The sequence below is a fragment of the Tardiphaga sp. 215_C5_N2_1 genome, assembly GCF_052076055.1.
Taxonomy (GTDB): domain Bacteria; phylum Pseudomonadota; class Alphaproteobacteria; order Rhizobiales; family Xanthobacteraceae; genus Tardiphaga; species Tardiphaga robiniae.
In genome coordinates, this window is sequence record NZ_CP197240.1 from 4,847,902 (window position 1) to 4,868,050 (window position 20,149).

Annotated in this window: 17 protein-coding genes; 12 read left to right on the forward strand and 5 right to left on the reverse strand. The window is 62.7% G+C overall.

What is annotated here, in order from left to right; translation table 11 throughout:
• Window positions 1-154: 154 nt before the first annotated feature.
• From AB7828_RS23060 to AB7828_RS23070, 3 genes are all read left to right on the forward strand, one after another.
• Window positions 155-823, forward strand: coding sequence for a 3-oxoacid CoA-transferase subunit A (locus AB7828_RS23060; RefSeq protein WP_441232301.1), 669 nt, complete (start codon window positions 155-157; stop codon window positions 821-823).
• Window positions 820-1,524, forward strand: a complete 705-nt coding sequence (locus tag AB7828_RS23065; protein WP_210185319.1) for a 3-oxoacid CoA-transferase subunit B — start codon at window positions 820-822, stop codon at window positions 1,522-1,524. Before AB7828_RS23060 ends, AB7828_RS23065 begins: the two co-directional genes overlap by 4 nt.
• 282 nt (window positions 1,525-1,806) lie before the next feature.
• Entirely contained in the window at window positions 1,807-3,852 is a 2,046-nt protein-coding gene (locus tag AB7828_RS23070) for a methyl-accepting chemotaxis protein (protein ID WP_441231253.1), read from the forward strand.
• Between the two features lie 112 nt (window positions 3,853-3,964).
• Here the strand turns inward: AB7828_RS23070 and atzF are convergent, their stop codons facing one another.
• The 4 genes from atzF to AB7828_RS23090 form a co-directional block, all read right to left on the reverse strand.
• Window positions 3,965-5,770 carry an allophanate hydrolase gene (atzF, locus tag AB7828_RS23075; RefSeq protein ID WP_441231254.1) on the reverse strand — a complete coding sequence of 602 codons (1,806 nt, stop codon included), beginning with the start codon at window positions 5,768-5,770 and terminating at the stop codon, window positions 3,965-3,967.
• A 54-nt stretch (window positions 5,771-5,824) separates the two neighbouring features.
• Window positions 5,825-7,468 carry a regulator gene (locus AB7828_RS23080; protein WP_184512929.1) on the reverse strand — a complete coding sequence of 548 codons (1,644 nt, stop codon included), beginning with the start codon at window positions 7,466-7,468 and terminating at the stop codon, window positions 5,825-5,827.
• On the reverse strand, window positions 7,465-8,199 hold the full coding sequence (locus AB7828_RS23085) for a cysteine hydrolase family protein (RefSeq protein ID WP_441231255.1): 735 nt from the start codon (window positions 8,197-8,199) through the stop codon (window positions 7,465-7,467). The genes AB7828_RS23080 and AB7828_RS23085 overlap by 4 nt, the downstream gene beginning before the upstream one ends.
• Window positions 8,200-8,461: 262 nt before the next feature.
• Window positions 8,462-9,268: an SDR family oxidoreductase gene (locus AB7828_RS23090; RefSeq protein ID WP_441231256.1), complete on the reverse strand. Its 807-nt coding sequence runs from the start codon at window positions 9,266-9,268 to the stop codon at window positions 8,462-8,464.
• A 169-nt stretch (window positions 9,269-9,437) separates the two neighbouring features.
• Between AB7828_RS23090 and AB7828_RS23095 the strand changes: the two genes are divergently transcribed.
• Window positions 9,438-10,163, forward strand: coding sequence for a CBS domain-containing protein (locus AB7828_RS23095; RefSeq protein ID WP_441231257.1), 726 nt, complete (start codon window positions 9,438-9,440; stop codon window positions 10,161-10,163).
• Window positions 10,164-10,222: 59 nt separating this feature from the next.
• On the opposite strand, the gene AB7828_RS23100 is transcribed toward AB7828_RS23095, so the two are convergent.
• The gene (locus tag AB7828_RS23100) at window positions 10,223-11,281 is read right to left on the reverse strand and encodes a polysaccharide deacetylase family protein (RefSeq protein WP_441231258.1); all 1,059 of its coding nucleotides are present in this window, start codon (window positions 11,279-11,281) and stop codon (window positions 10,223-10,225) included.
• 162 nt (window positions 11,282-11,443) lie between these two features.
• Here AB7828_RS23100 and AB7828_RS23105 point away from each other — a divergent pair, with 162 nt between their 5' ends.
• From AB7828_RS23105 to pstB, 8 genes are all read left to right on the forward strand, one after another.
• A complete protein-coding gene (locus AB7828_RS23105; RefSeq protein WP_441231259.1) occupies window positions 11,444-12,847 on the forward strand; it encodes an OmpA family protein in 1,404 nt (467 codons plus the stop codon).
• On the forward strand, window positions 12,844-13,143 hold the full coding sequence (locus tag AB7828_RS23110; protein ID WP_441231260.1) for a hypothetical protein: 300 nt from the start codon (window positions 12,844-12,846) through the stop codon (window positions 13,141-13,143). Before AB7828_RS23105 ends, AB7828_RS23110 begins: the two co-directional genes overlap by 4 nt.
• Window positions 13,144-13,469: 326 nt before the next feature.
• Window positions 13,470-14,516, forward strand: a complete 1,047-nt coding sequence (locus AB7828_RS23115; protein WP_089266758.1) for a lysylphosphatidylglycerol synthase domain-containing protein — start codon at window positions 13,470-13,472, stop codon at window positions 14,514-14,516.
• Between the two features lie 39 nt (window positions 14,517-14,555).
• Window positions 14,556-15,872: an ATP-binding protein gene (locus AB7828_RS23120; protein WP_439079031.1), complete on the forward strand. Its 1,317-nt coding sequence runs from the start codon at window positions 14,556-14,558 to the stop codon at window positions 15,870-15,872.
• Window positions 15,873-16,310: 438 nt separating this feature from the next.
• Window positions 16,311-17,321 (forward strand): phosphate ABC transporter substrate-binding protein PstS, encoded by a 1,011-nt coding sequence (gene pstS / locus AB7828_RS23125; RefSeq protein WP_089266760.1) that lies wholly within the window; start codon window positions 16,311-16,313, stop codon window positions 17,319-17,321.
• A gap of 147 nt (window positions 17,322-17,468) precedes the next feature.
• Window positions 17,469-18,467, forward strand: a complete 999-nt coding sequence (pstC, locus tag AB7828_RS23130; RefSeq protein ID WP_086937148.1) for a phosphate ABC transporter permease subunit PstC — start codon at window positions 17,469-17,471, stop codon at window positions 18,465-18,467.
• 1 nt (window position 18,468) lies between these two features.
• On the forward strand, window positions 18,469-19,314 hold the full coding sequence (pstA, locus tag AB7828_RS23135) for a phosphate ABC transporter permease PstA (protein ID WP_441231261.1): 846 nt from the start codon (window positions 18,469-18,471) through the stop codon (window positions 19,312-19,314).
• The gene (gene pstB, locus AB7828_RS23140) at window positions 19,311-20,138 is read left to right on the forward strand and encodes a phosphate ABC transporter ATP-binding protein PstB (RefSeq protein ID WP_315840220.1); all 828 of its coding nucleotides are present in this window, start codon (window positions 19,311-19,313) and stop codon (window positions 20,136-20,138) included. The genes pstA and pstB overlap by 4 nt, the downstream gene beginning before the upstream one ends.
• The last annotated feature ends 11 nt before the right edge of the window (window positions 20,139-20,149 follow it).

Here is a 20,149-nt window from a genome sequence, read left to right on the forward strand (position 1 = left end):
CCGCAAGGGGAGAGGGGAAGTAAGCAACGCGCGTATCCCTCCTGCAAATTTGCGCCTTCATATCTGCAGGCTGCAATGCTCTAGTCGCGGCGCAATAAATGCCGCAAGCGATTGCGGACAATAACAATTCCGCGACGAGGAGTTTTCGGGAGTGATCGATAAGAGCGTAGCCAGCGCGGCCGAGGCCGTGGCTGGGGTGAAGGACGGGGCAGTCGTCCTGGTGGCCGGGTTCGGTACTGTCGGCATTGCCGATGATCTGCTGGAGGCGTTGCACGAGCAGGGTGCGACAAATCTCACCATCGTCCACAACAATGCCGGCAATGGCGACACTGGTTTGGCCCGGCTGATCAATTCCGGTCGCGTAGCCAAGGTGATCTGCTCCTATCCGCGCTCCGGCGACTACAGCGCTTTCCTGAATGCCTATCGTGCCAAGACGCTGGAACTCGAACTGGTGCCGCAGGGCATCATCAGCGAACGCATGCATGCGCATGCCGCGGGACTTGGTGGCTTCTTCTCGCCTGTGACGGCGCATACCAAGCTCGCCGAGGGCAAGGAGACCCGCGAGATCGACGGCGTGCTGTATGTGTTCGAGAAGCCGCTGAAGGGCGACATTGCACTGCTGCGCGCCAAGAAGGCGGATCGCTGGGGCAACCTCGTCTATGACCAGTCGGCGCGTAACTTCAATCCGATCATGGCCATGGCTGCCGATCTCAGCGTCGTGCAGGTCAATGAAATGGTTGAACTCGGCAGTCTCGATCCGGTAGCGGTGGTGACACCGAGCATTTTCATCGATCGTGTGGTGGTAGTGGGAGCAAAGGCATGACGTCGTCTGATAAGACCGCAACATACAAGCCGCTCAATCGCGACCAGATGGCCTGGCGCGCCGCGCAGGACCTGCAGGAAGGCGCCTATGTCAATCTCGGCATCGGCATGCCGACGCGGGCGGCGAGCTATGTGCCCGATGGCCGCGAGGTGATCTTCCACAGCGAGAACGGCATTCTCGGTCTCGGTCCGAAGCCGGAGCCCGGCACCGAGGACGAGAACCTGATCGATGCCGGTAAGAACTACACGACCCTGATCAAGGGCGGCGTGTTCATGCACCACGCCGACGCGTTCCTGATGATCCGCGGCAAGCATCTCGATGTCAGCCTGCTCGGCGCCTTTGAGGTCTCTGAAGCCGGCGATCTCGCCAACTGGACCACGGAAGATCCATCCTTTCCGCCGGGAGTCGGCGGCGCGATGGATCTCGCGGTCGGTGCCAAGGAAATCCGGGTGATCATGGATCATACCGACAAGGCCGGTAAGCCGCGTATCCTCAAGAAGTGCCGGCTGCCGCTCACGGCACCGGGCTGCGTCAAGCGCATCTACACCAACCTGGCGGTCATTGACGTCACGGAGCAGGGCCTGTTCGTGCGCGAGATGGTCGAGGGCATGACTCTAGAGCAGTTGCAGGCGCTCACCGAGCCCAAGCTGCAGCTCGCCAACAACTGGCAGTCGCTCACCCCGCCCGCGATGGCGGCGTAGTTGGCTCGTCATTCCGGGACAGGACGGACCGCGTAGCGGGCCGGCATGGGCTCGGGATCTTGAGCTGCTTTGCACAACATGTCGAGATTCCGGGTTCGGTCCCGCCGCCTACGGCGTCGGCCCGCCCCGGAATGACAGTCCTGTTCGCCTGCCGCGCAACCTCCAGAAGTTCCGGTATCCGTTTACTCGTCCTTAGCCAATGTGCCGTAGGTTTGGGCATCGGCTTTGCGTGTGCTTGCACGCGATGACCGGGATGTTGGGAGTGATGAACGGGGGCCCCACGTGGCAACGACGACGCTTGTCCGGAAGAAGCCGGCTTCTTTTAAGTTTCCTGCCCTCAGGTTCCGCGCCAAGGTGACGCTGGGCTTTGCGGCCGTGCTCGCCATCTCCGCGCTCAGCATGGTGCTCGCTTATGTCGGCTTCGAGCGCATCTCGGCCGGCGTGGTGTCGTATCGCACCAGCGTTGCGGAGTCCGGTCTGGCCCGCAATATCGACCGCGAACTGACCTCCTATCAGGCGCTGACGCGCTATTACGTCCTCACCAGCAATGAAGTGGACGCCAAGGCAGCGAAGGCTGCGGAAACAAGTCTGAAGGACGCCATCGACCAGTCGATGAAGGTGACCAAGGACTCCGCGCGGCTCGACAAGATCACCAAACTGTCCCGCGAATTCATTACGTTCACCAAGGTGTTCGCCGACATCCTCACCGTCAAGGGACAGAACGACGCCATCGCCTCGACCCAGTTGTCGCGCACCAGCCTGATGCTGCGTAACAAGATCGATGATCTCGGCGACACCGCGACCATGGCCGGCCTTGCTTCCGTGCAGGATCAGGTCAAGGAAATCACCACCCAGTTCATCACCGCGACGTCGCTCGTGAACACCTATATCGGCAAGGCCGAGGACAAGACCTCGAATGCCGCAACGGCCCGCATCAAGTTCCTGCAGAACTCGTTTGCGACGATCTATGCCAATGACGACAAGATCAACAACAAGGTGAAGGAGATCACCGCGGAGACGAAGCTCTACGCTGATGCTTTCGTCAAGTTCGTTGAGAACACCAAGAAGGTCGACGGTCTCGTTCAGGAAATGTCAGAGACGGCGGGAGCGATCACCAAGCTGTCGACGGCGATGAAGGGGGATCTGCTGTCCGATCAGCAGCGTCTCGAAACCGAATCCGACACCACGATCCACGATACCGAGCGCCAGGTGATGGTGCTGGGCGTTGGCGGCTTCATCGTCGGTGCCATCCTTGCGCTGCTGCTGGGCCGCAGCATTGCCGGTCCGATGATTGCGATGTGCGCAGCGATGCGCAAGCTCGCAGCCGGCGACTTCGAGGTCGTGTTGCCAGGTCTTGGCCGCCGCGACGAACTCGGCGACATGGCGTCCGCCGTGGAAGAGTTCAAGGTACAGGCCATCGCGAAGGCCGAGCGGGATGCCGCTACGCAGGAAGAGCAAAGCCGCGAAGCCGGTGCGGCGCGCCGTGCCGAACTCATCCGCTTTGCCGACGATTTCGAGGCCGCCGTGGGCGCGATCGTCTCGAACGTATCGGCATCGGCCGGGCAGCTGGAAACCGCAGCGGGCACGCTGACGCGCACCGCCGAGACCACCGAGGGATTGTCGAGCCGCGTCGCCGGCGCATCGGATCAGGCCTCCTCGAACATGCAGTCAGTGGCGACCGCGACCGAGGAGCTCTCGCTGTCGGTCAATGAAATCGGCCGCCAGGTGCAGACCTCCAGCAAGATCGCCGACAGTGCGGTCGTGCAAGCGCAGCAGACCGATGCCCGCATCGGCGAGTTGTCGCGCGCAGCGCAGCGCATCGGCGACGTCGTCGATCTCATCACGGCGATTGCCGAACAGACCAACCTTCTGGCGCTCAATGCGACCATCGAGGCTGCGCGTGCCGGAGATGCCGGCCGCGGCTTCGCGGTTGTGGCGTCCGAAGTGAAGTCGCTGGCCAGCCAGACCGCCAAGGCGACCGAGGAAATCTCGACTCAGATCGCGGGTATGCAGAGTGCGACGCAGGAGTCGGTGTCGGCGATCAAGCAGATCGGCAACACCATAGGCGAGATTTCCGGCATTGCCTCGGAGATCGCCAGCGCCGTCGAGCAACAGGGCGCTGCCACGCGCGAAATCGCGCAGAACGTTCAGCGCGTTGCCCACGGCACCCAGCAGGTCGCCGGCGATATCGTCGATGTGAATCGCGGTGCGACCGAAACCGGCGCTGCATCGGCTCAGGTGCTGAATTCGGCGCAGACCCTGTCGAGCGAGAGCGCGCGGCTGCGGGCCGAGCTGGACCGGTTCATGGGGAATATCCGCGCGGCGTAAACGCGATGCCCGCAACTATAACTGCGTCATGCCCGGCCTTGTGCCGGGCATCCACGTCTTTGCCGCAAAGCAAGACGTAGATGGCCGGGACAAGCCCGGCCATGACGGCGTATTATTTTGCGTCTGCCATATAGGCCCGCCATCCGCCAAACGACGAGATGTCCCGCGCGCCTTCCGTCGCCTTGGCTTCCACGAGGAAGCCCTTGACGCTCGATCCGTCGGACAGCGTCAGCGTGCCGATCGACATCGGCTGCGGAAGCGATGCAACGAATTTGCCGAAAGCCTCTGCCGACAGCGCCCAGACTTCGACGGCGATTTCCGCACCCGTCCCCTCCGCGACGCGCAGCAGGCCGGGCTTCGCCGGCGTCGTGCCGTTGAGCGCATAGAACTTGTAGTCCGGCGCCGTCGTCGTGGCTTTCAGCAAGCGACCGTTCAGCGTCGTCAATTCGCCGTTCAGCGCCATGCCGGAGAGATGCGCGCCGACCACGGCGATCGCGATCTCGCCTTCGGCCAACTCAGTGGACAGCGGCGCCAGCGCCGGCGGCGGCAGGGCCCCGGCGCCAACCGGCAATTTGGTGTCGGCGTGAAACACGCGGCCGATGCTCGCCAGCAAGGCGTCGTCGCCGCCCGGCGCCAGTAGCGTGATGCCGAACGGGATGCCGTCGGCACGCATGGCGGCGGGGATGGCGAGGCCGCAGAGGTCGAGCAGGTTGACGAAATTGGTATAGGTGCCGAGCCGGGAATTGAGCTCGATGGGGTTGGCGAGCACCTGCGCCGTCGTATAGGCGGTCGGCGCCGTCGGCAGCACCAGCGCGTCGATAGCAGTGAAAGCCTGTTCTGCGACACGCTTCAGCTCCTGCAACTTGTACAGGGCCGCAAACGTATCGGTCGCGCTCTGGCGTGCACCGGCGATGGTGATCTCGCGCGTCACCGGATGAATTGCACCCGGCGCAGACGCCAGCAGGTCGCGGATCACCAGCAGGCGTTCGGCGACCCATGGTCCGTCGTAAAGCAGCCGCGCGGTCTCGTAGAACGGCTCGAGGTCGAACTCGACCAGCGTCGCGCCGAGCGAGGTCCAGCGCTTGAGCGCGTCCGCATAGGCTTTCTCCGAGGCCTTGTCGCCAAAGAAGATCAGCTGGCCATTGCGCGGCACGCCGAGCTTGAGGCCCTTCGGAAAGTCCGTGACCGAACCCGGCACGCGCTTGCGCGAATAGGGATCATGCGCGTCATAGCCGCCCATCACATCGAGCGCGGCAACAGCATCGTCCACCGTCAGCGTGAAGATCGACACGCAATCCAGCGTGCGGCAGGCCGGCACGACGCCGGCGGTCGGGATCAGGCCGAGGCTGGGCTTGAGGCCCACGATATTGTTGAGCATGGCGGGCACGCGGCCGGAGCCGGCAGTGTCTGTCCCCAGCGTCAGCGGCACGAGTCCCGCGGACACTGCAACGGCAGAGCCGGAGCTCGATCCGCCGGGCACGAGATCGTCGCGGATCGCGTTCTTGGGAATGCCATAGGGCGAGCGCACGCCGACCAGACCCGTCGCGAACTGGTCGAGATTGGTCTTGCCGATGATGATCGCGCCCGCTGCGCGCAGCCGTGCCACGGCGCTGGCATCGCGTGTCGCGTTGTAAGCGAAGGCGGGGCAGGCCGCGGTGGTCGGCAGACCGGCGACGTCAATATTGTCCTTCACGCCGACCGGCACGCCATAGAGCGGCAGCGTTGCAGGATCCTTCGCAGCGAGCGCCTCGGCTTCGGCAATCGCCTCGGCCTCAACGCGGAGCGTGATGAAGATGGCGGTGTCACCGCGGTCGCGGATTCGCTGATAGCTGCGGGCGACTGTCTGTGCCGGCGTGACGGTGCCGGCGCGATGCGCGGCGACGATGGCGGCGATCGTTTCGGGAACGGACTCACTCACGATGCGAACCTGCTGCGGATGGCACGGGTGTGCCACCCGCAGGTTGAGACGATGTTATTCAGCAGGCACGGCAAGTGGCGGCTCCGATTGCGGGACAGAAGACAGGCTGGTTGCGCCGAACTTGTCCGCGGCAAAGAGCCCGGCTGCAACAAGAGCATAAGCGAGAGCGACGCCGGGCGTCACCCCCAATCCGCCGCCGATCCCGATCGCCTCGCCATGCATGAAGCCGAAATAGGTCAGGACCGCACCGGCCAGAGCGAAGGCCGATGCATTGAGGAATTTGCGCTCGATGACGAAAACCGCAATGGCGCCGAGCACCAGGCCGACCAGGATCGAGCCGCCGCCCATGACTTCGAGGCCGTGGAACAGCACGCCGTTCTGTCCCATCTTGGCGATGAATTCAGGCGAATGGATCGCGCCGAAATTCATGCCGGCGGCCCCGAGTGCGCCCGACAGCAGCACCGTGGCCCAGGCCGCAAGATGCGGCGTCAGCGCGAGTGCGATGGCCGGCGCGTGTTCGCGTGGCGTGGTCTCGAACGCCTGCGCACAGATCAGCATGCCGATATAGAGCAGGATTGGTGAGATCGCGACCACAGGGATAACGGCCAGCATCAGTGAGATGACGCCGAACCATGACAACACGATCACCATCAGGCCGGTCGCTGCCGAGTAGCCGATCCGGCCGCCCATCGCCTTCCAGCCGGGATGGCCGATATAGACCGCGTTGATGAAGGGGTTGCCCATCAGGCAGCCGATCAGCGAGACGACGCCGTCGGCGGTCAGCACGCGGGTGGTCGGATATTCGTCCCCGGCAGCTTCCGCGCTTTCGACATTGTCCATCGCCTCGACCAGATCGTAGATGCCATAGGGAATGGCGGTGACCAGGATGATGCCGAGGAACTGGAATCCTGAGAACACGTGATCGAAAGCCGGGAGTGGCACCGAGAAGCCGAAATTGGTGAAGGCCGCCTTGACGCCGGCGACGCTGACGCCGCCGATTCCGACGCCAAACAGATTGGAGCCCCAAGCGATCACCATGCCGACGCCGATCGCGACGAGGCCAGCCGGAATCCCCTTGGGATATTTATAGCCGCCGAACCAGCTCAGCATGATGATGGCAAAACATGTGAGGCCGATCACCGGCGTCATGAACATTTCCAGCGCCGGGCGCATCGCGATGAAAGCGATGGAGACGCCGGCCAGCGTGCCCAAGAGCGCGGCGCGCGGTGTCACCTTGCGGATCCAGGGCGCGATGAAGCCGCCGATCATCAGGATGAAGCTCTGGAAGAACACCCAGACGAGGCCGGCTTCCCAGCCCTTGATGGGATCGCCTGTGGTGATCGAGATCGGCAGCATGATCACGAAGGTGACGATGAACATATGCGGCACGCTGATGCCCGAGGGCAGCGCGCAGACATCGCTGCGGCCGGTCTTCTGCGCCAGTTTGTAGGCGAGCCAGGCGTAGTACATCGTCGACAGGCACATCATCAGGCCCATGGCCGGCAGGATGCGTCCGAACACGATATTGTCGGGCATCTTCAGCACGAAGCGCAGCAGGCCGGTCAGCACCAGCATGTTGACGAGGATATTGGTGCCGAAGCCGAAAAACGCATTCCAGTCGCCCGGCGTCCATAGAGCGGGCTTGAAGTCGGATTTGCCGGCAGAATCTTTAGAAAACGTCCCCGCGGTCGTGCTCATCGTGATGCTCCTGCTGCAAGTTTGTTGGAAGTCTCCGGTGCATTTTCAGAAAGTGTCATTGCTTCAAGGATTGCGGCGGATGAGGCGACCCAACCGAAGATGCCGCCCTGGGCCTTGATCATCTTCAGGCCCATCTCGTGGAATTCAGGAAAGTAGGACGCGCAGCCGTCAGAAATGACGATGCAGCGATAGCCGCGGTCATTGGCTTCGCGCACGGTGGTGTTGACGCAGACCTCCGTGGTGACACCGCAGACCAGCAGCGTGTCGATGTCGCGCGCCTTGAGATCGGCGCCGAGCGTCGTGGCGTAGAATGCGCCCTTGCCGGGCTTGTCGATGACGATCTCGCCTTCGACCGGATAGAGCGTGGGAATGATGTCGTGACCGGCCTCGCCGCGAATGAGGATGCGTCCCATCGGACCGGGATCGCCGATCCGCAGTGACGGCGCGCCGCGTTCGATCTTGGCGGGCGGTGCGTCGGAGAGATCGGGCAGGTGCCCCTCACGGGTGTGCACCACCATCATCCCGGTTTCGCGCGCCGCTTTCAGGACCGCGCCGATCGGGGCGACGGCGCTGGCGAGTTGCGACACGTCGTTGCCGAGCGTCTCGCCGAAGCCGCCGGGCTCCATGAAATCGCGCTGCATGTCGATGATGACGAGCGCTGTCGTGCCCCAGTCGACCGCGATCGGGCCGGGTTCTGCAAGGACCGTCGTTGTATGCAGTGAGTCCGCCATTGCCGTGTACTCCCCGAGGCATGGATGTCTCAGAGGTTAACAAAGCAAGCAGCGTGCCATTGTGTACAACTGCGACGATGGAATAGGTCAGGAGATTATATTTATATAAATCAGATGGTTATCTCAGAATAGCTTTGCGGCCTAAATGTCGTTCGCAGGCCATAGGCTGGTTAATTGCTTAGTTTATAGCCGAGGCTGATAGATCGGCAGCGATCGCGCGTCATTGCAGCCCGAGGGCCGCAATGACGTGGCGTGCGTGACCTCAATCCCAGCCGTCGCCCTTGATGCCAGGATTCGCATAGACGATGCCACCGTCCACCGCGATGGTCGCGCCGACCACGTAATCGCCGGCGCGCGAAGCGAGATAGATCGCGGCGCCCGCCATGTCCTCGTCGGTGCCGATCCGGCCGGCGGGGACGCGGGTCGCCACTTCATCGGCATTGTCGCGTGCAGCCTTGTTCATGTCGGACTGGAACGGGCCCGGCGCGATGGCCGTGACGACGACGTGATCCTGGATCAGTTTGACGGCCATCCGCCGCGTCAGGTGGATCAGGCCGGATTTGCTCGCCGCATAGGAATAGGTCTCCATCGGATTGACGAAGATGCCGTCGATGGAAGCGATATTGATGACTTTGGCGGGCTTGTCCGCGCTGGCTGCTGCGCGCAGCGGCCCGGCCAGCGCCTTGGTCAGAAAGAACGGTGTCTTGACGTTCAGCGTCATCACCTTGTCCCAGCCGCTCTCTGGAAATTCATCGAAGTCCGCGCCCCAGGCAGCACCCGCATTGTTGACGAGGATGTCGAGCTTGGGTTCGCGCTTCTTGATTTCGGCAGCCAGCATCTCGATGCCGGCCATGGTCGAGATGTCGATCGGCAGCGCGATGCATTCGCCGGCATATTGCGCGGAGAGTTCTTTTGCGGTCGCTTCGCACGGCCCGGCCTTGCGCGCGGTGATGTAGACCTTCGCCGCGCCCTGGTTGAGAAATCCTGCTGCGATCATCTTGCCGATGCCGCGCGAGCCGCCGGTGACGAGTGCAATGCGGCCATCGAGCGAAAACAGATTGGTGAACATGACGCCTCCCGCTTGTTTTGTCGTTGGGCCGATTGTGTGCGGCGGCCAGCAAGGCGAGTCAACAAGCGCTGCTGCAGTTGACCCAGATCAAGGCCCGAACCGGCGGCCGGCGTAGGCTTCTCGCGTTGGTTCGTCCAGCAAACGGACCTCAACCCAATGGGAGAGTGTCATGAGAGCTCATCAAATTATGACCCGCAAGCTCGTCACCGTGTCGCCAGACGCGTCGATCAGCGAAGCTGCGCGGCTGATGATCGACTATCACGTCAGCGGATTGCCTGTGGTGGATGCGGCCGGCAAGCTGGTCGGCATTGTGACCGAGCGGGACTTCCTGCGTCGGCATGAGGTCGGCACGCAGCGCAGGCGTCCGCGCTGGCTCGAATTCGTGCGTGGCCCCAGCCTGCAGGCCATCGATTATGTCCGCGAAGCCGGCCGCAAGGTGCACGAGATCATGACCCGCGAGGTCCGCACGGTGACCGAGGAGACCGGTCTGGCCGATATCGTCGACGTGATGGAGAAGTATCACATCAAGCGCGTGCCGGTGGTGCAGGGCGACAAGCTCGTGGGTATCGTCAGCCGGCAGAATTTCGTCGAAGCCATCGCCGATGTCATGCACGATGTCTCCGATGTCGGGTCGAGTGATGCGTTGATCCGCCGTCGCATCGTCGCTGTGCTCAGGCATAACGAATGGACACCATTCGGCCTCGACGTCCGGGTGAAGGATGGTGTCGTGGACATCGACGGCTTCATCACGGACGAGAATGTCCGTCGGGCGATTGTCGTGGCTGCTGAAAATGTGGCTGGCGTAACCCGCGTCAACGAGCATCTGTGCTGGGTCGATCCGATGTCGGGCGTGTACTTTCCGCCGGATGCCGATCTGCCGCAAAAGCCGGTCTGATCCGGTACGGGGCGCAAGACTCCAGCAAGGCTGCAGTTCGCCTGCAGTGCATGCTCGGACTATCCGACGCCGCCGCGCTGGAAGCCGTTCCACATAGCGGTGGCCGCGCCGGAGGTCAGCACCGGCAGATAGCGGGTGTCCTGATAGTTGCCGTTCAGCGAGACCCGCGGCAGCGCTGTGAGCTGCGAGAAGTTGTCCGAGGCGATCACGCCGGGGCGCGTCGTCACGGCTGTCTCGAAGCCGGCGTTTTTCGCCAGTGCGAATTCCCGTGTGCCCGCGGCGCAGCGGTCGCCATAGGGATAGGCAAGATGCACGGCCGGGCGCTGCAGAACGTTTTCGATATCGGTGCGGCTGGCTGACAGCTCATGCACGACCATCGCTTCGGTCTGCTTGGCGAGATTGCAGTGGCTGACGGTATGCGCGCCGATGGTCACCAGCGGATCGGCGGCGAAAGGTTTGAGTTCGTCCCACGACATGCACAGCTCACGGCTGACCGCATCTTCGTCGATGCCATGCGCGGCGCAGAGTGCGCTGACCTCGCGGCGGATATCCGCTTCTTCCGGCAATCCGCGCAGCCAGCCATGCAGGCGGTCGAACGCCATGTCCTTGCCGGCGAGAGTCGATGTGTCCAGGCGCACCATCTGTCCGTCGATCGGGGCCTCGATCGCATCGGCCCTGGCAACGACGCGCTCCAGCGCCACCCACCACAGCCGGCCTGTGCCGGAGGCGAAGTCGCTGGTGACATAGACCGTGAAGGGAGCGTCGAAATCCCGCATCGCGGGCAATGCATGGTCGCGGTTGTCGCGATAGCCGTCGTCGCAGGTGAAACAGGCGAAGCGGCGCGAGAAATCCCGCTCCGTCAACCGCCGCTGCACTTCATCGGGGGTCACGATATCGACGTCGGTCGCGCGCAGATAAGCGAGGGTGGCGCGCAGGAAATCCGGCGTGATCTCGAGGTGACGGTTGGGCTGGAACGGACCGGCATGCGCAGGGCGCACATGGTGCAGCATGAAAATGGTGCCCACGCCGCCGAAGATCGGTCGCAACACGCGGTGGGCGCCACTGAAATACAGCGCATCCAGCCCGGCACGAATAATCGTGTTGCGAATCTGCTTCATCGTATGACCGAGCAATTGATGCTACCCACGGAAATGATCAGAAACGATTGAACAAAGCGTTATTCGAATACCCGCGGCGACGCCAGAGGTTTGCCTTGATTTCAATTTGACAGTCCCGCAAGGGTTTGTTTTCTCTCTGTTTCCAGACCCGCAGGACGTCGAATGCACGGATTTTACAGGTGGAGTGCCAAATGGTGGCCCGGGCTCATCCCGCTTGCCATCCTTTGGGCGGTTGCTGCCTGGGTTAGCACGATTCCGCTTGAAACGGATTTAACGGCGCGCAGCACTGAGGCGCTGAAAAACACGATCCTCGACAAGAGCCAGATCACGGTTGCCGGGCGTGACGTCTCGTTTTCTGCCGAAGCATTTTCCGAAGATGGTCGCCGCAGTGCGGTCTCGTCGGTCGAGGCCACGCCTGGCGTTCGCCTGGTCAATGACGAAACCCGTCTCGTCGCGGAAGCCAAGCCGTTCGTCTGGGTCGCGGAGCGCGACAATGTCCGCGTCACGCTGTGGGGGACCGCGCCATTGCCGGCCAGCAAGGCGCGCATCGTGGAAGCGGCCCGCGCCGCACTCAGCGGAACCGAGGTCTCCGACCGCATGGGTCTGAAGCGCGGCGCGCCGCCGCGGTTCGATGCCGCAGCCGTGCTGTTGCTCGATCAGGTCGCCAAGCTGAAAGAGGGCAAGGCGGTGATTTCGGATACGAATATCAGCCTCTCCGGCATGGCGCGCGACCTCGGTGGCCGCGAAGCCATTGCGGCGGCGCTGAAGAATCTGCCGGAAGGTTTCACGGTCGCGGCCAATGACGTCAAGGCGCCGCCCTATGTGTTCCAGGCCAACAAGGACCCGGTGACGAATACGCTAACGCTGAGTGGCTATGTCCCGGACAACACCATTCACGCCGCGCTGGCGTCGGCTGCCGGACGCAAGTTCGGCAATGAGAAGATCGTCGATAACCTGAAGGCCAGCATCGGCGCGCCCGGTGGTTTTGCCGCCGCGGTGACGACGGCGCTGGGTGCGCTTTCACGCCTGTCGACGGGGACCCTGGTGGTGTCCGACCGCGAGGTGAAGCTGTCAGGTGACGCGCTCTACGAAGTGGCCGCCGACCAGATACGCGCAAGCCTGGCGCGCGAGCTCCCGCAGGGTTGGCAGGCCAAAGCCGAAGTCTCGGTGAAGCCCGCCGCGGCGCCGGTCGATGCCAGCGTGTGCCAGCAGCTCTTCGCGCAGAATCTGACCAAGGGTCGCATCCGGTTCGAGACGTCCAGCGCCAGCATCAATGTGGATTCCGCGGGCTTGCTCGATCGCCTCGTGGAAATCGCCATGCGTTGTCCCAATGTCCGGGTCGAGATCGCCGGTCACACCGACGGCGATGGCGACGCAGCGTTCAACCAGTCGCTCTCGGAAAAGCGCGCGCTTGCCGTCGAAGAATATCTCGTGAAGGCCGGTCTGCCGGCGGACCGTTTCTCCACCATCGGCTACGGTAGCACCCAACCCATCGCCACCAACGATACCGACGAAGGCAAGCTGCAGAATCGCCGGATCGAATTCGTCGTGAGGCAAGCGCCATGACTTATCTTGCGATGTTTCACTGGGGCTGGCTGCTCGGGGCGTTCCTGATCGGCTTCTGCATAGGCTGGATCGCCGTGGTCTATCGGGGGCGTCCGGTGTCGCGGGTCTGGATCCAGCGTCTGTCGGTGATCGCCGCGGTCATCGTCGGCATCGCGATTGCCAAGGTCGTGCCCGGCCGCTTCGGCTACTGGCTCGATCTCGGCCTCGCATTGGTCGGCTTCTATCTCGTGGGCTGCGCCATCGGATCATGGCTGCGCGACATCGTGGTGACCCGGCAGCAGGCTCGCGCGACCTGAGGACTGTGGTGCATGCCGCTGCCGTCTTTTTCAACGTCTCGCCGCCAAATCGGCGGCATGAGGTCACGAAAGCCTCATTGTCACGTGAGACGCGTCACGACGTCGGCATTTTGCCGCAGCGAATGCGCCCGAGAGGCTGGTGGTTTGTTAGGACTGACCTAATATACTGATGTGGCTTGTTTTTATTCACAGTCGGCGAATTCCACTTTGCCGCAAAACGCGCTACGACGGTTGTGCCGGAGACAACTGATGTGGCGGTTCCGCCGAGGCTAGTCTGACTTCCTGGTCCAGATCTCTCTGGTCAGGGGATCGCATTCGAGGTTGAGATGCTGGAAGCAATACGCAGGGCGATCTCGTTTCTGCGCGAGAAGCAAATCCTGCACAAGCTCGGTGTCTTGATCAGCGTCGCGGTGATCGGCATCGCCTGCTACATGCTGTATCACAAGCTGCGCAACATCGACGCTGCCGCCGTTTTCCGGGCGATGACGGAGACCGAGCCGCGGCTGATCATGCTGTCGGCGCTGTCGGTCGCCGCCGGCTATTTCACCCTGACATTCTATGACTGGTTCGCGGTGCGCACGATCGGCCGCCGCGACGTGCCGTACCGGATCAACGCGCTGGCGGCCTTCACCAGCTATTCGATCGGCCACAATGTCGGCGCCAGCGTCTTCACCGGCGGCGCGGTGCGCTATCGCATCTATTCGGCCTGGGATCTCAGCGCCGTCGATGTCGCCAAGATCGTCTTTCTCGCCGGCCTGACCTTCTGGCTCGGCAATCTCGCGGTGCTCGGCATGGGCATCGCCTATCACCCGGAGGCGGCCAGCGCGATCAACCAGGTGCCGCCATGGATGAACCGCATCCTGGCCTATATCATCCTGGCCGGCCTCGTCGGCTATGTGGTCTGGGTCTGGATGAAGCCGCGCAGCGTCGGCCGTGGCCCCTGGTCGGTGGTACTGCCTGGCGGTCCGCTGACCTTGCTGCAGATCACCATCGGCATCATCGATCTCGGTTTCTGCGCGCTCGCGATGTACATGCTGGTGCCTGCCGAGCCTGACGTCGGTTTCGTCGTGGTGGCGGTGGTATTCGTCTCGGCCACCTTGCTGGGTTTCGCCAGCCATTCGCCCGGCGGTCTTGGCGTGTTCGACGCCGCCATGCTGGTTGGCCTCGAAATGATGGATCAGGAAAAGCTGCTGGCTGGCATGCTGCTGTTCAGGGTGCTTTATTACCTCGCGCCGTTCTTTATATCAGTCATGTTACTGACGCTTCGCGAGCTTATTATCGGTTCGCGATCGAAGAAGCTGCAGGCGGTCGCGGCGGACGCCAAGCCCGGCGTCGGCCACCCGCTCAAGGAACATGGTCGCTCCGGCGCCTGACATACGTTCGCATTCGCAGCAGGAAGAGATTCGGTTCAGATGGCCATTGAAGCTTCTCCATCGACCATGTTTTCGCCGTGGCCGGACCGGCTGCGGCATTCGGCGATCATCCTGCTGGCCGCCGGCCTGGCGCTGGCCGCATTGGTGTTTTTCGGCGAGTTGTCGCCTGTTCGCGCGGGCATCGTGTTCGTCTGTATCGCCGGCGCGGCGCTGGTGCCGTGGCGGCTGCATGACGTGGTGACGGCGCGCGACGAGGCGCTGGCCGCCAATCCTGTCGAGGCGCCTGCGGTGCGCGCCATCATCGCCGGCATTCCCGATCCCGCCGTGCTGCTCGACCGTGCCGGCCGCGTCATCCATCTCAATGCCGCAGCGGCGCAGCTCGCGCCCGCGTTGCGCAAGAACGAACTGGCGCAATTCGCGCTGCGCTCGCCGGAGATTATCACCGCCTTGCGCGAGTCCATCGCCACCACCGAGCCGCGCCGCGCCACCTATCTCGACCACGTTCCGGTCGATCGCTGGATGGAATTGATGATCACGCCGGTGCCGGTTCCGACCGCCTTTGGCGGCACCGATACCTGCATGCTGATGACGTTCCACGACCAGACGCCGCTACGCCGTGTCGAGGAAATGCGTGCCGATTTCGTTGCCAATGCCAGCCACGAGCTGCGCACGCCGCTGGCGGCGCTGTCCGGCTTCATCGATACGCTGCAGGGACCTGCCAAGGACGACGCCAAGGCGCGCGAGCGCTTTCTCGGCATCATGCATGCGCAGGCGACCCGCATGGCACGGCTGATCGACGATCTGCTGTCGCTGTCGCGCGTCGAACTGTCGGCGCATGTGCGGCCGGATACGCTGGTGGATATTCTCCCCATTATCCGTCAGGTCGGCGATGGGCTGGAGCCGCTGGCCAATGAGCGCAACGTCAGGATCGAAATGGCGCTGCCGGAGACGCCGGTGTCCATCGCTGGCGATCGCGAGGAATTGCTTCGGCTGTTCGAGAACCTGATCGAGAACGCGCTGAAATACGGCGCATCCGGTGGCAAGGTGGACGTATCGTTGACCACGGAGTCGACCTCGGAGGGTGTGCCGGAAATCCGCGTCGCCGTGCGGGACTATGGCCCGGGCATCGCCCCCGAGCATCTGCCGCGCCTGACCGAGCGTTTCTACCGGGTCGATGTCGGCGACAGCCGCGCACAGGGCGGTACGGGCCTCGGCCTCTCGCTGGTGAAGCACATCCTGAACCGGCATCGCGGCCGGCTGCTGATCGAAAGCGTGCCGAAGAACGGCGCGACTTTTACCGCCGCCTTTCCGCAGGTGAAGACGCCGCCGGCGCCTCCCGCCTCCGCGGCGTCCTGACGCCTTAACTCCCTTCGTTCTCCTGCGCCCATAGCGACCGCCCTCGGGCGGTCTCGTATGCCTGCGCCTCGCTCAGACAGTCAAAAAAGCGCTGGCGCGTGGTGCGACATGGCGTCCGATCCCCCTCAATATCGTACCCGCCGCTGTCATACGCGCGCATGCGCGCGAGGCCGGATTCCGCCTGCTGAAACATATTGTTAACCCCTGTGACGGCGGATTTTGACGGCTTGGCATGACCCTTATGGCAGGGCATTTTCGATGTCATTTGCACGGTAAAATTATCCGCGGAGGCAGAAAAACAAAGCATTTACAGATGCTTGGTGCCGTCATCCAAGTGTCACGGAACTATCATAAAAGCACAATCGACCACCCCTAAACGGGCGGCGTGAGCACAACTGGCGCATCCGGCGCGGTCGCTCACGAGATTGGAGACATCCCATGAAATTCCTCAAAGCGATCGTCGCTGCCGGCCTTGTTGCCGCCTCGACCTCGGCATTTGCCGCCGACATCACGGGTGCCGGCGCAACCTTCCCGTTCCCGGTCTATTCGAAGTGGGCCGACGCCTACAAGAAAGAGACTGGCAATGGTTTGAACTACCAGTCGATTGGTTCGGGCGCCGGCATCAAGCAGATCCAGGCCAAGACCGTGACCTTCGGCGCCACCGACGCGCCGCTCAAGGCTGAGCAGCTCGAGAAGGACGGCCTGGTTCAGTGGCCGATGGTGATGGGCGCGATCGTTCCCGTCGTGAATCTCGAAGGCATCGCCTCGGGCGAGCTGGTTCTCTCCGGCGAAGTGCTCGGCGACATCTATCTCGGCAAGGTCACCAAATGGGACGATGCTGCCATCGCCAAGCTGAACCCGAAGCTGAAGCTGCCGTCGGCTGCCATCACCGTCGTTCGTCGTTCGGACGGTTCGGGCACCACCTTCAACTTCACCGACTATCTGTCCAAGGCCTCGGCTGACTGGAAGACCAAGGTCGGCACCGGTACCGCCGTCGAGTGGCCGGTTGGCGTTGGCGCCAAGGGCAACGAAGGCGTCGCTGGCAACGTCGGCCAGACCAAGAATGCCATCGGTTATGTTGAATATGCTTACGCCAAGCAGAACAAGCTGACCTATACCGGCATGGTCAACAAGGCTGGCAAGACCGTGCAGCCGACCGTCGCGGCTTTCCAGGCTGCTGCGTCGAACGCCGATTGGGCCAAGGCTCCTGGCTACTACGTCATCCTGACCGACCAGCCGGGCGAAACCTCGTGGCCGATCACTGCCGCGACCTTCATCCTGATGCACAAGACCCCGACCGACAAGGCGGCCTCGGCTGAAGCGATCAAGTTCTTCAAGTGGTCGTTCGAGAAGGGCGCCAAGATGGCTGAAGAGCTCGATTACATTCCGATGCCGGAACCCGTCGTCAAACTGATCGAAAAGACCTGGTCGGCTGACATCAAGAGCTGATCCGGTGTGTGGGCGGAGGAGAGGGGCATCTCTCCTCCGTTTGCTGCAGGGCTGAATTTCTCTCTTCTTCTCTTCTGACTTAGCCCCCTGACAAGCCCCTCCAGGGCAACGCGTTTTGGGGTATTGTAACAATTACAGGGGACTGGCGTGGCAGACATGGCCGTACAGAGCTCTTCGATGGACGCTGCCGGACCTTATGATCGTGCGAAGGCTTTGAATGCCTTCAAGACCGGGGACCAGGCGTTTTATTGGATCACCCGCATCTCGGCGCTGTCCGTTTTGTTTATTCTCGGCGGCATCATTCTGTCGCTCATTGTTGGTGCGTGGCCGGCGCTCCGCGAATTCGGCTTCTCGTTCCTCACGACGCAGCGCTGGGCACCGTCGGCTGATCCGCCGGTGCTGGGAGCGCTCGGCCCGATCTACGGCACGCTGATCACCTCGGTGATCGCGATGGCGATCGCCATCCCGGTCGGCATCGGCATCGCGATCTTCCTCACCGAACTGTGCCCGAACTGGCTGCGCCGCCCGATCGGCATGGCGGTTGAGCTTCTCGCCGGTATTCCTTCGATCATCTACGGCATGTGGGGCTTCTTCGTGCTCGGCCCGTTCCTGGCCAACCACGTGCAGCCATTCATGATCAACGCCTTCGAAGGCGTCCCGGTCCTCGGCGTGATCTTCGCCGGCCCGCCGTCCTATCTCTCGCTGTTCAACGCGTCGCTGATCCTCGCCATCATGGTGCTGCCCTTCATCACCTCGATCTCGGTCGATGTGTTCAAGACGGTGCCGCCGGTGCTCAAGGAAGCTGCCTACGGCGTCGGCTGCACCACCTGGGAAGTCGTCCGCAACGTCGTCATCCCCTATACCCGCGTTGGTGTGATCGGCGGCGTCATGCTGGCGCTCGGCCGTGCGCTCGGTGAAACGATGGCGGTGACCTTCATCATCGGCAACTCGTTCCGTATCACAGGCTCGATCTTTGGCCCGGGCACCACGATCTCGGCAGCGATCGCCAGCGAGTTCGCGGAGAGCGACGGTCTGCATCAATCGGGTCTGATCCTGCTCGGTCTCCTGCTGTTCGTGCTGACATTCTTCGTGCTCTCGGCAGCGCGTCTGATGCTGCTGCGTCTGGAAAAGAAGGCGGGCAACTAATATGAACCCGATTTATGCTTCACGCCGCCGCAACGACATGGTCATCCGCGGGCTCTGCATGGGTGCCGCTCTCTTTGGCGTCACCTGGCTCGCGCTGATCCTGTTCACGCTGTTCTACAATGGTATCGCCGGCATCAGCCTGCAGATCTTTACCCAGAACACGCCGCCGCCCGGCTCCATGGAAGGCGGCCTGCTCAATGCCATCGTCGGTTCGATCATCATGACCGTCATCGGCGTCGGCATCGGCGCGCCGCTCGGCCTGTTTGCCGGCACATATCTCGCAGAATACGGCAAGCACGACAAACTCACCTCGGTGATCCGCTTCATCAACGACGTGTTGCTGTCGGCCCCGTCCATCATCATCGGCCTGTTCGTTTATGGTGCGGTGGTGGTTCCGATGGGCGGCTTCTCGGCTCTCGCCGGTTCGCTTGCGCTCGCCGTGATCGTGATCCCCGTCGTGGTTCGCACCACTGAAGATATGCTTGGTCTCGTGCCGAACCCGCTGCGTGAAGCGGCCTCGGCGCTCGGCCTGCCGCGCTCCCTGGTCATCAAGCGGATTGCTTATCGTGCAGCCCGCGCCGGTCTCATCACCGGCGTGCTGCTGGCGACCGCGCGTGTCGCCGGTGAAACGGCGCCGCTGCTGTTCACCGCGCTGAGCAACCAGTTCTTCAGCCTCGATCTCACCAAGACGATGGCCAACCTGCCGGTGACCATCAACAACTTCGTGCAGAGCCCCTACGAGTACTGGAAGCAGCTCGCCTGGAGCGGTGCCCTGATCATCACCTTGACCGTACTTGCCCTTAACATTGGCGCGCGCATTCTCGGCGCCGAGAGGACAGCAAAATGAGTGAGCTTTCTGTGTCGTCTGGCGTTCCTTCCGTCTCGATGCCGCCACCGTCGGCCCTGCAGGGCGAGACCCGTCCCAAGGTCACCGTGCGCGACCTGAACTTCTACTATGGCGAACACCACGCCCTGAAGAAGATCAACCTGACGCTGATGGCGAACCGCGTAACCGCATTCATCGGCCCGTCGGGCTGCGGCAAGTCTACGCTGCTGCGCATCTTCAACCGCATGTATGATCTGTATCCCGGCCAGCGCGCCGAAGGTCAGCTCATGCTGGACAACCAGAACATTCTGGATCCGAAGTTGGATCTCAACCTGCTGCGTGCCCGCGTCGGCATGGTGTTCCAGAAGCCGACCCCGTTCCCGATGACGATTTACGAAAACATCGCCTTCGGTATCCGCCTCTACGAAAAGATCTCAAAGTCGGAGATGGACGTGCGCGTCGAGAGGGCGCTGCGCGGCGGTGCACTCTGGAATGAGGTCAAGGACAAGCTCAACGCGTCGGGCCTCAGCCTGTCGGGCGGTCAGCAGCAGCGTCTGTGCATCGCGCGCACCATCGCGGTGCGGCCGGAGGTGATCCTGTTCGACGAGCCGTGCTCGGCGCTGGATCCGATCTCGACCGCGAAGATCGAGGAGCTGATCGATGAGTTGAAGGATCAGTACACGATCGCGATCGTGACCCATAACATGCAGCAGGCTGCCCGCGTCTCCGACAGCACGGCCTTCATGTATCTCGGCGAGTTGATCGAGTTCGATCAGACCAACAAGATCTTCACGTCGCCGACCGACCGCCGCACCCAGGATTACATCACCGGCCGCTTCGGCTGACGCGACATATT

Excerpts from the sequence above, each read along its gene's own strand:
- AB7828_RS23115 (WP_089266758.1), top strand. The coding sequence starts at position 13,470 with ATGCTGGAAGCAATACGCAGGGCGATCTCGTTTCTGCGCGAGAAGCAA.
- AB7828_RS23090 (WP_441231256.1), bottom strand. The coding sequence starts at position 9,268 with ATGTTCACCAATCTGTTTTCGCTCGATGGCCGCATTGCACTCGTCACC.
- AB7828_RS23085 (WP_441231255.1), bottom strand. The coding sequence starts at position 8,199 with ATGGCGGACTCACTGCATACAACGACGGTCCTTGCAGAACCCGGCCCG.
- AB7828_RS23100 (WP_441231258.1), bottom strand. The coding sequence starts at position 11,281 with ATGAAGCAGATTCGCAACACGATTATTCGTGCCGGGCTGGATGCGCTG.
- AB7828_RS23095 (WP_441231257.1), top strand. The coding sequence starts at position 9,438 with ATGAGAGCTCATCAAATTATGACCCGCAAGCTCGTCACCGTGTCGCCA.
- AB7828_RS23110 (WP_441231260.1), top strand. The coding sequence starts at position 12,844 with ATGACTTATCTTGCGATGTTTCACTGGGGCTGGCTGCTCGGGGCGTTC.
- pstS (WP_089266760.1), top strand. The coding sequence starts at position 16,311 with ATGAAATTCCTCAAAGCGATCGTCGCTGCCGGCCTTGTTGCCGCCTCG.
- AB7828_RS23065 (WP_210185319.1), top strand. The coding sequence starts at position 820 with ATGACGTCGTCTGATAAGACCGCAACATACAAGCCGCTCAATCGCGAC.
- AB7828_RS23080 (WP_184512929.1), bottom strand. The coding sequence starts at position 7,468 with ATGAGCACGACCGCGGGGACGTTTTCTAAAGATTCTGCCGGCAAATCC.
- AB7828_RS23120 (WP_439079031.1), top strand. The coding sequence starts at position 14,556 with ATGGCCATTGAAGCTTCTCCATCGACCATGTTTTCGCCGTGGCCGGAC.
- pstA (WP_441231261.1), top strand. The coding sequence starts at position 18,469 with ATGAACCCGATTTATGCTTCACGCCGCCGCAACGACATGGTCATCCGC.
- pstB (WP_315840220.1), top strand. The coding sequence starts at position 19,311 with ATGAGTGAGCTTTCTGTGTCGTCTGGCGTTCCTTCCGTCTCGATGCCG.
- AB7828_RS23105 (WP_441231259.1), top strand. The coding sequence starts at position 11,444 with ATGCACGGATTTTACAGGTGGAGTGCCAAATGGTGGCCCGGGCTCATC.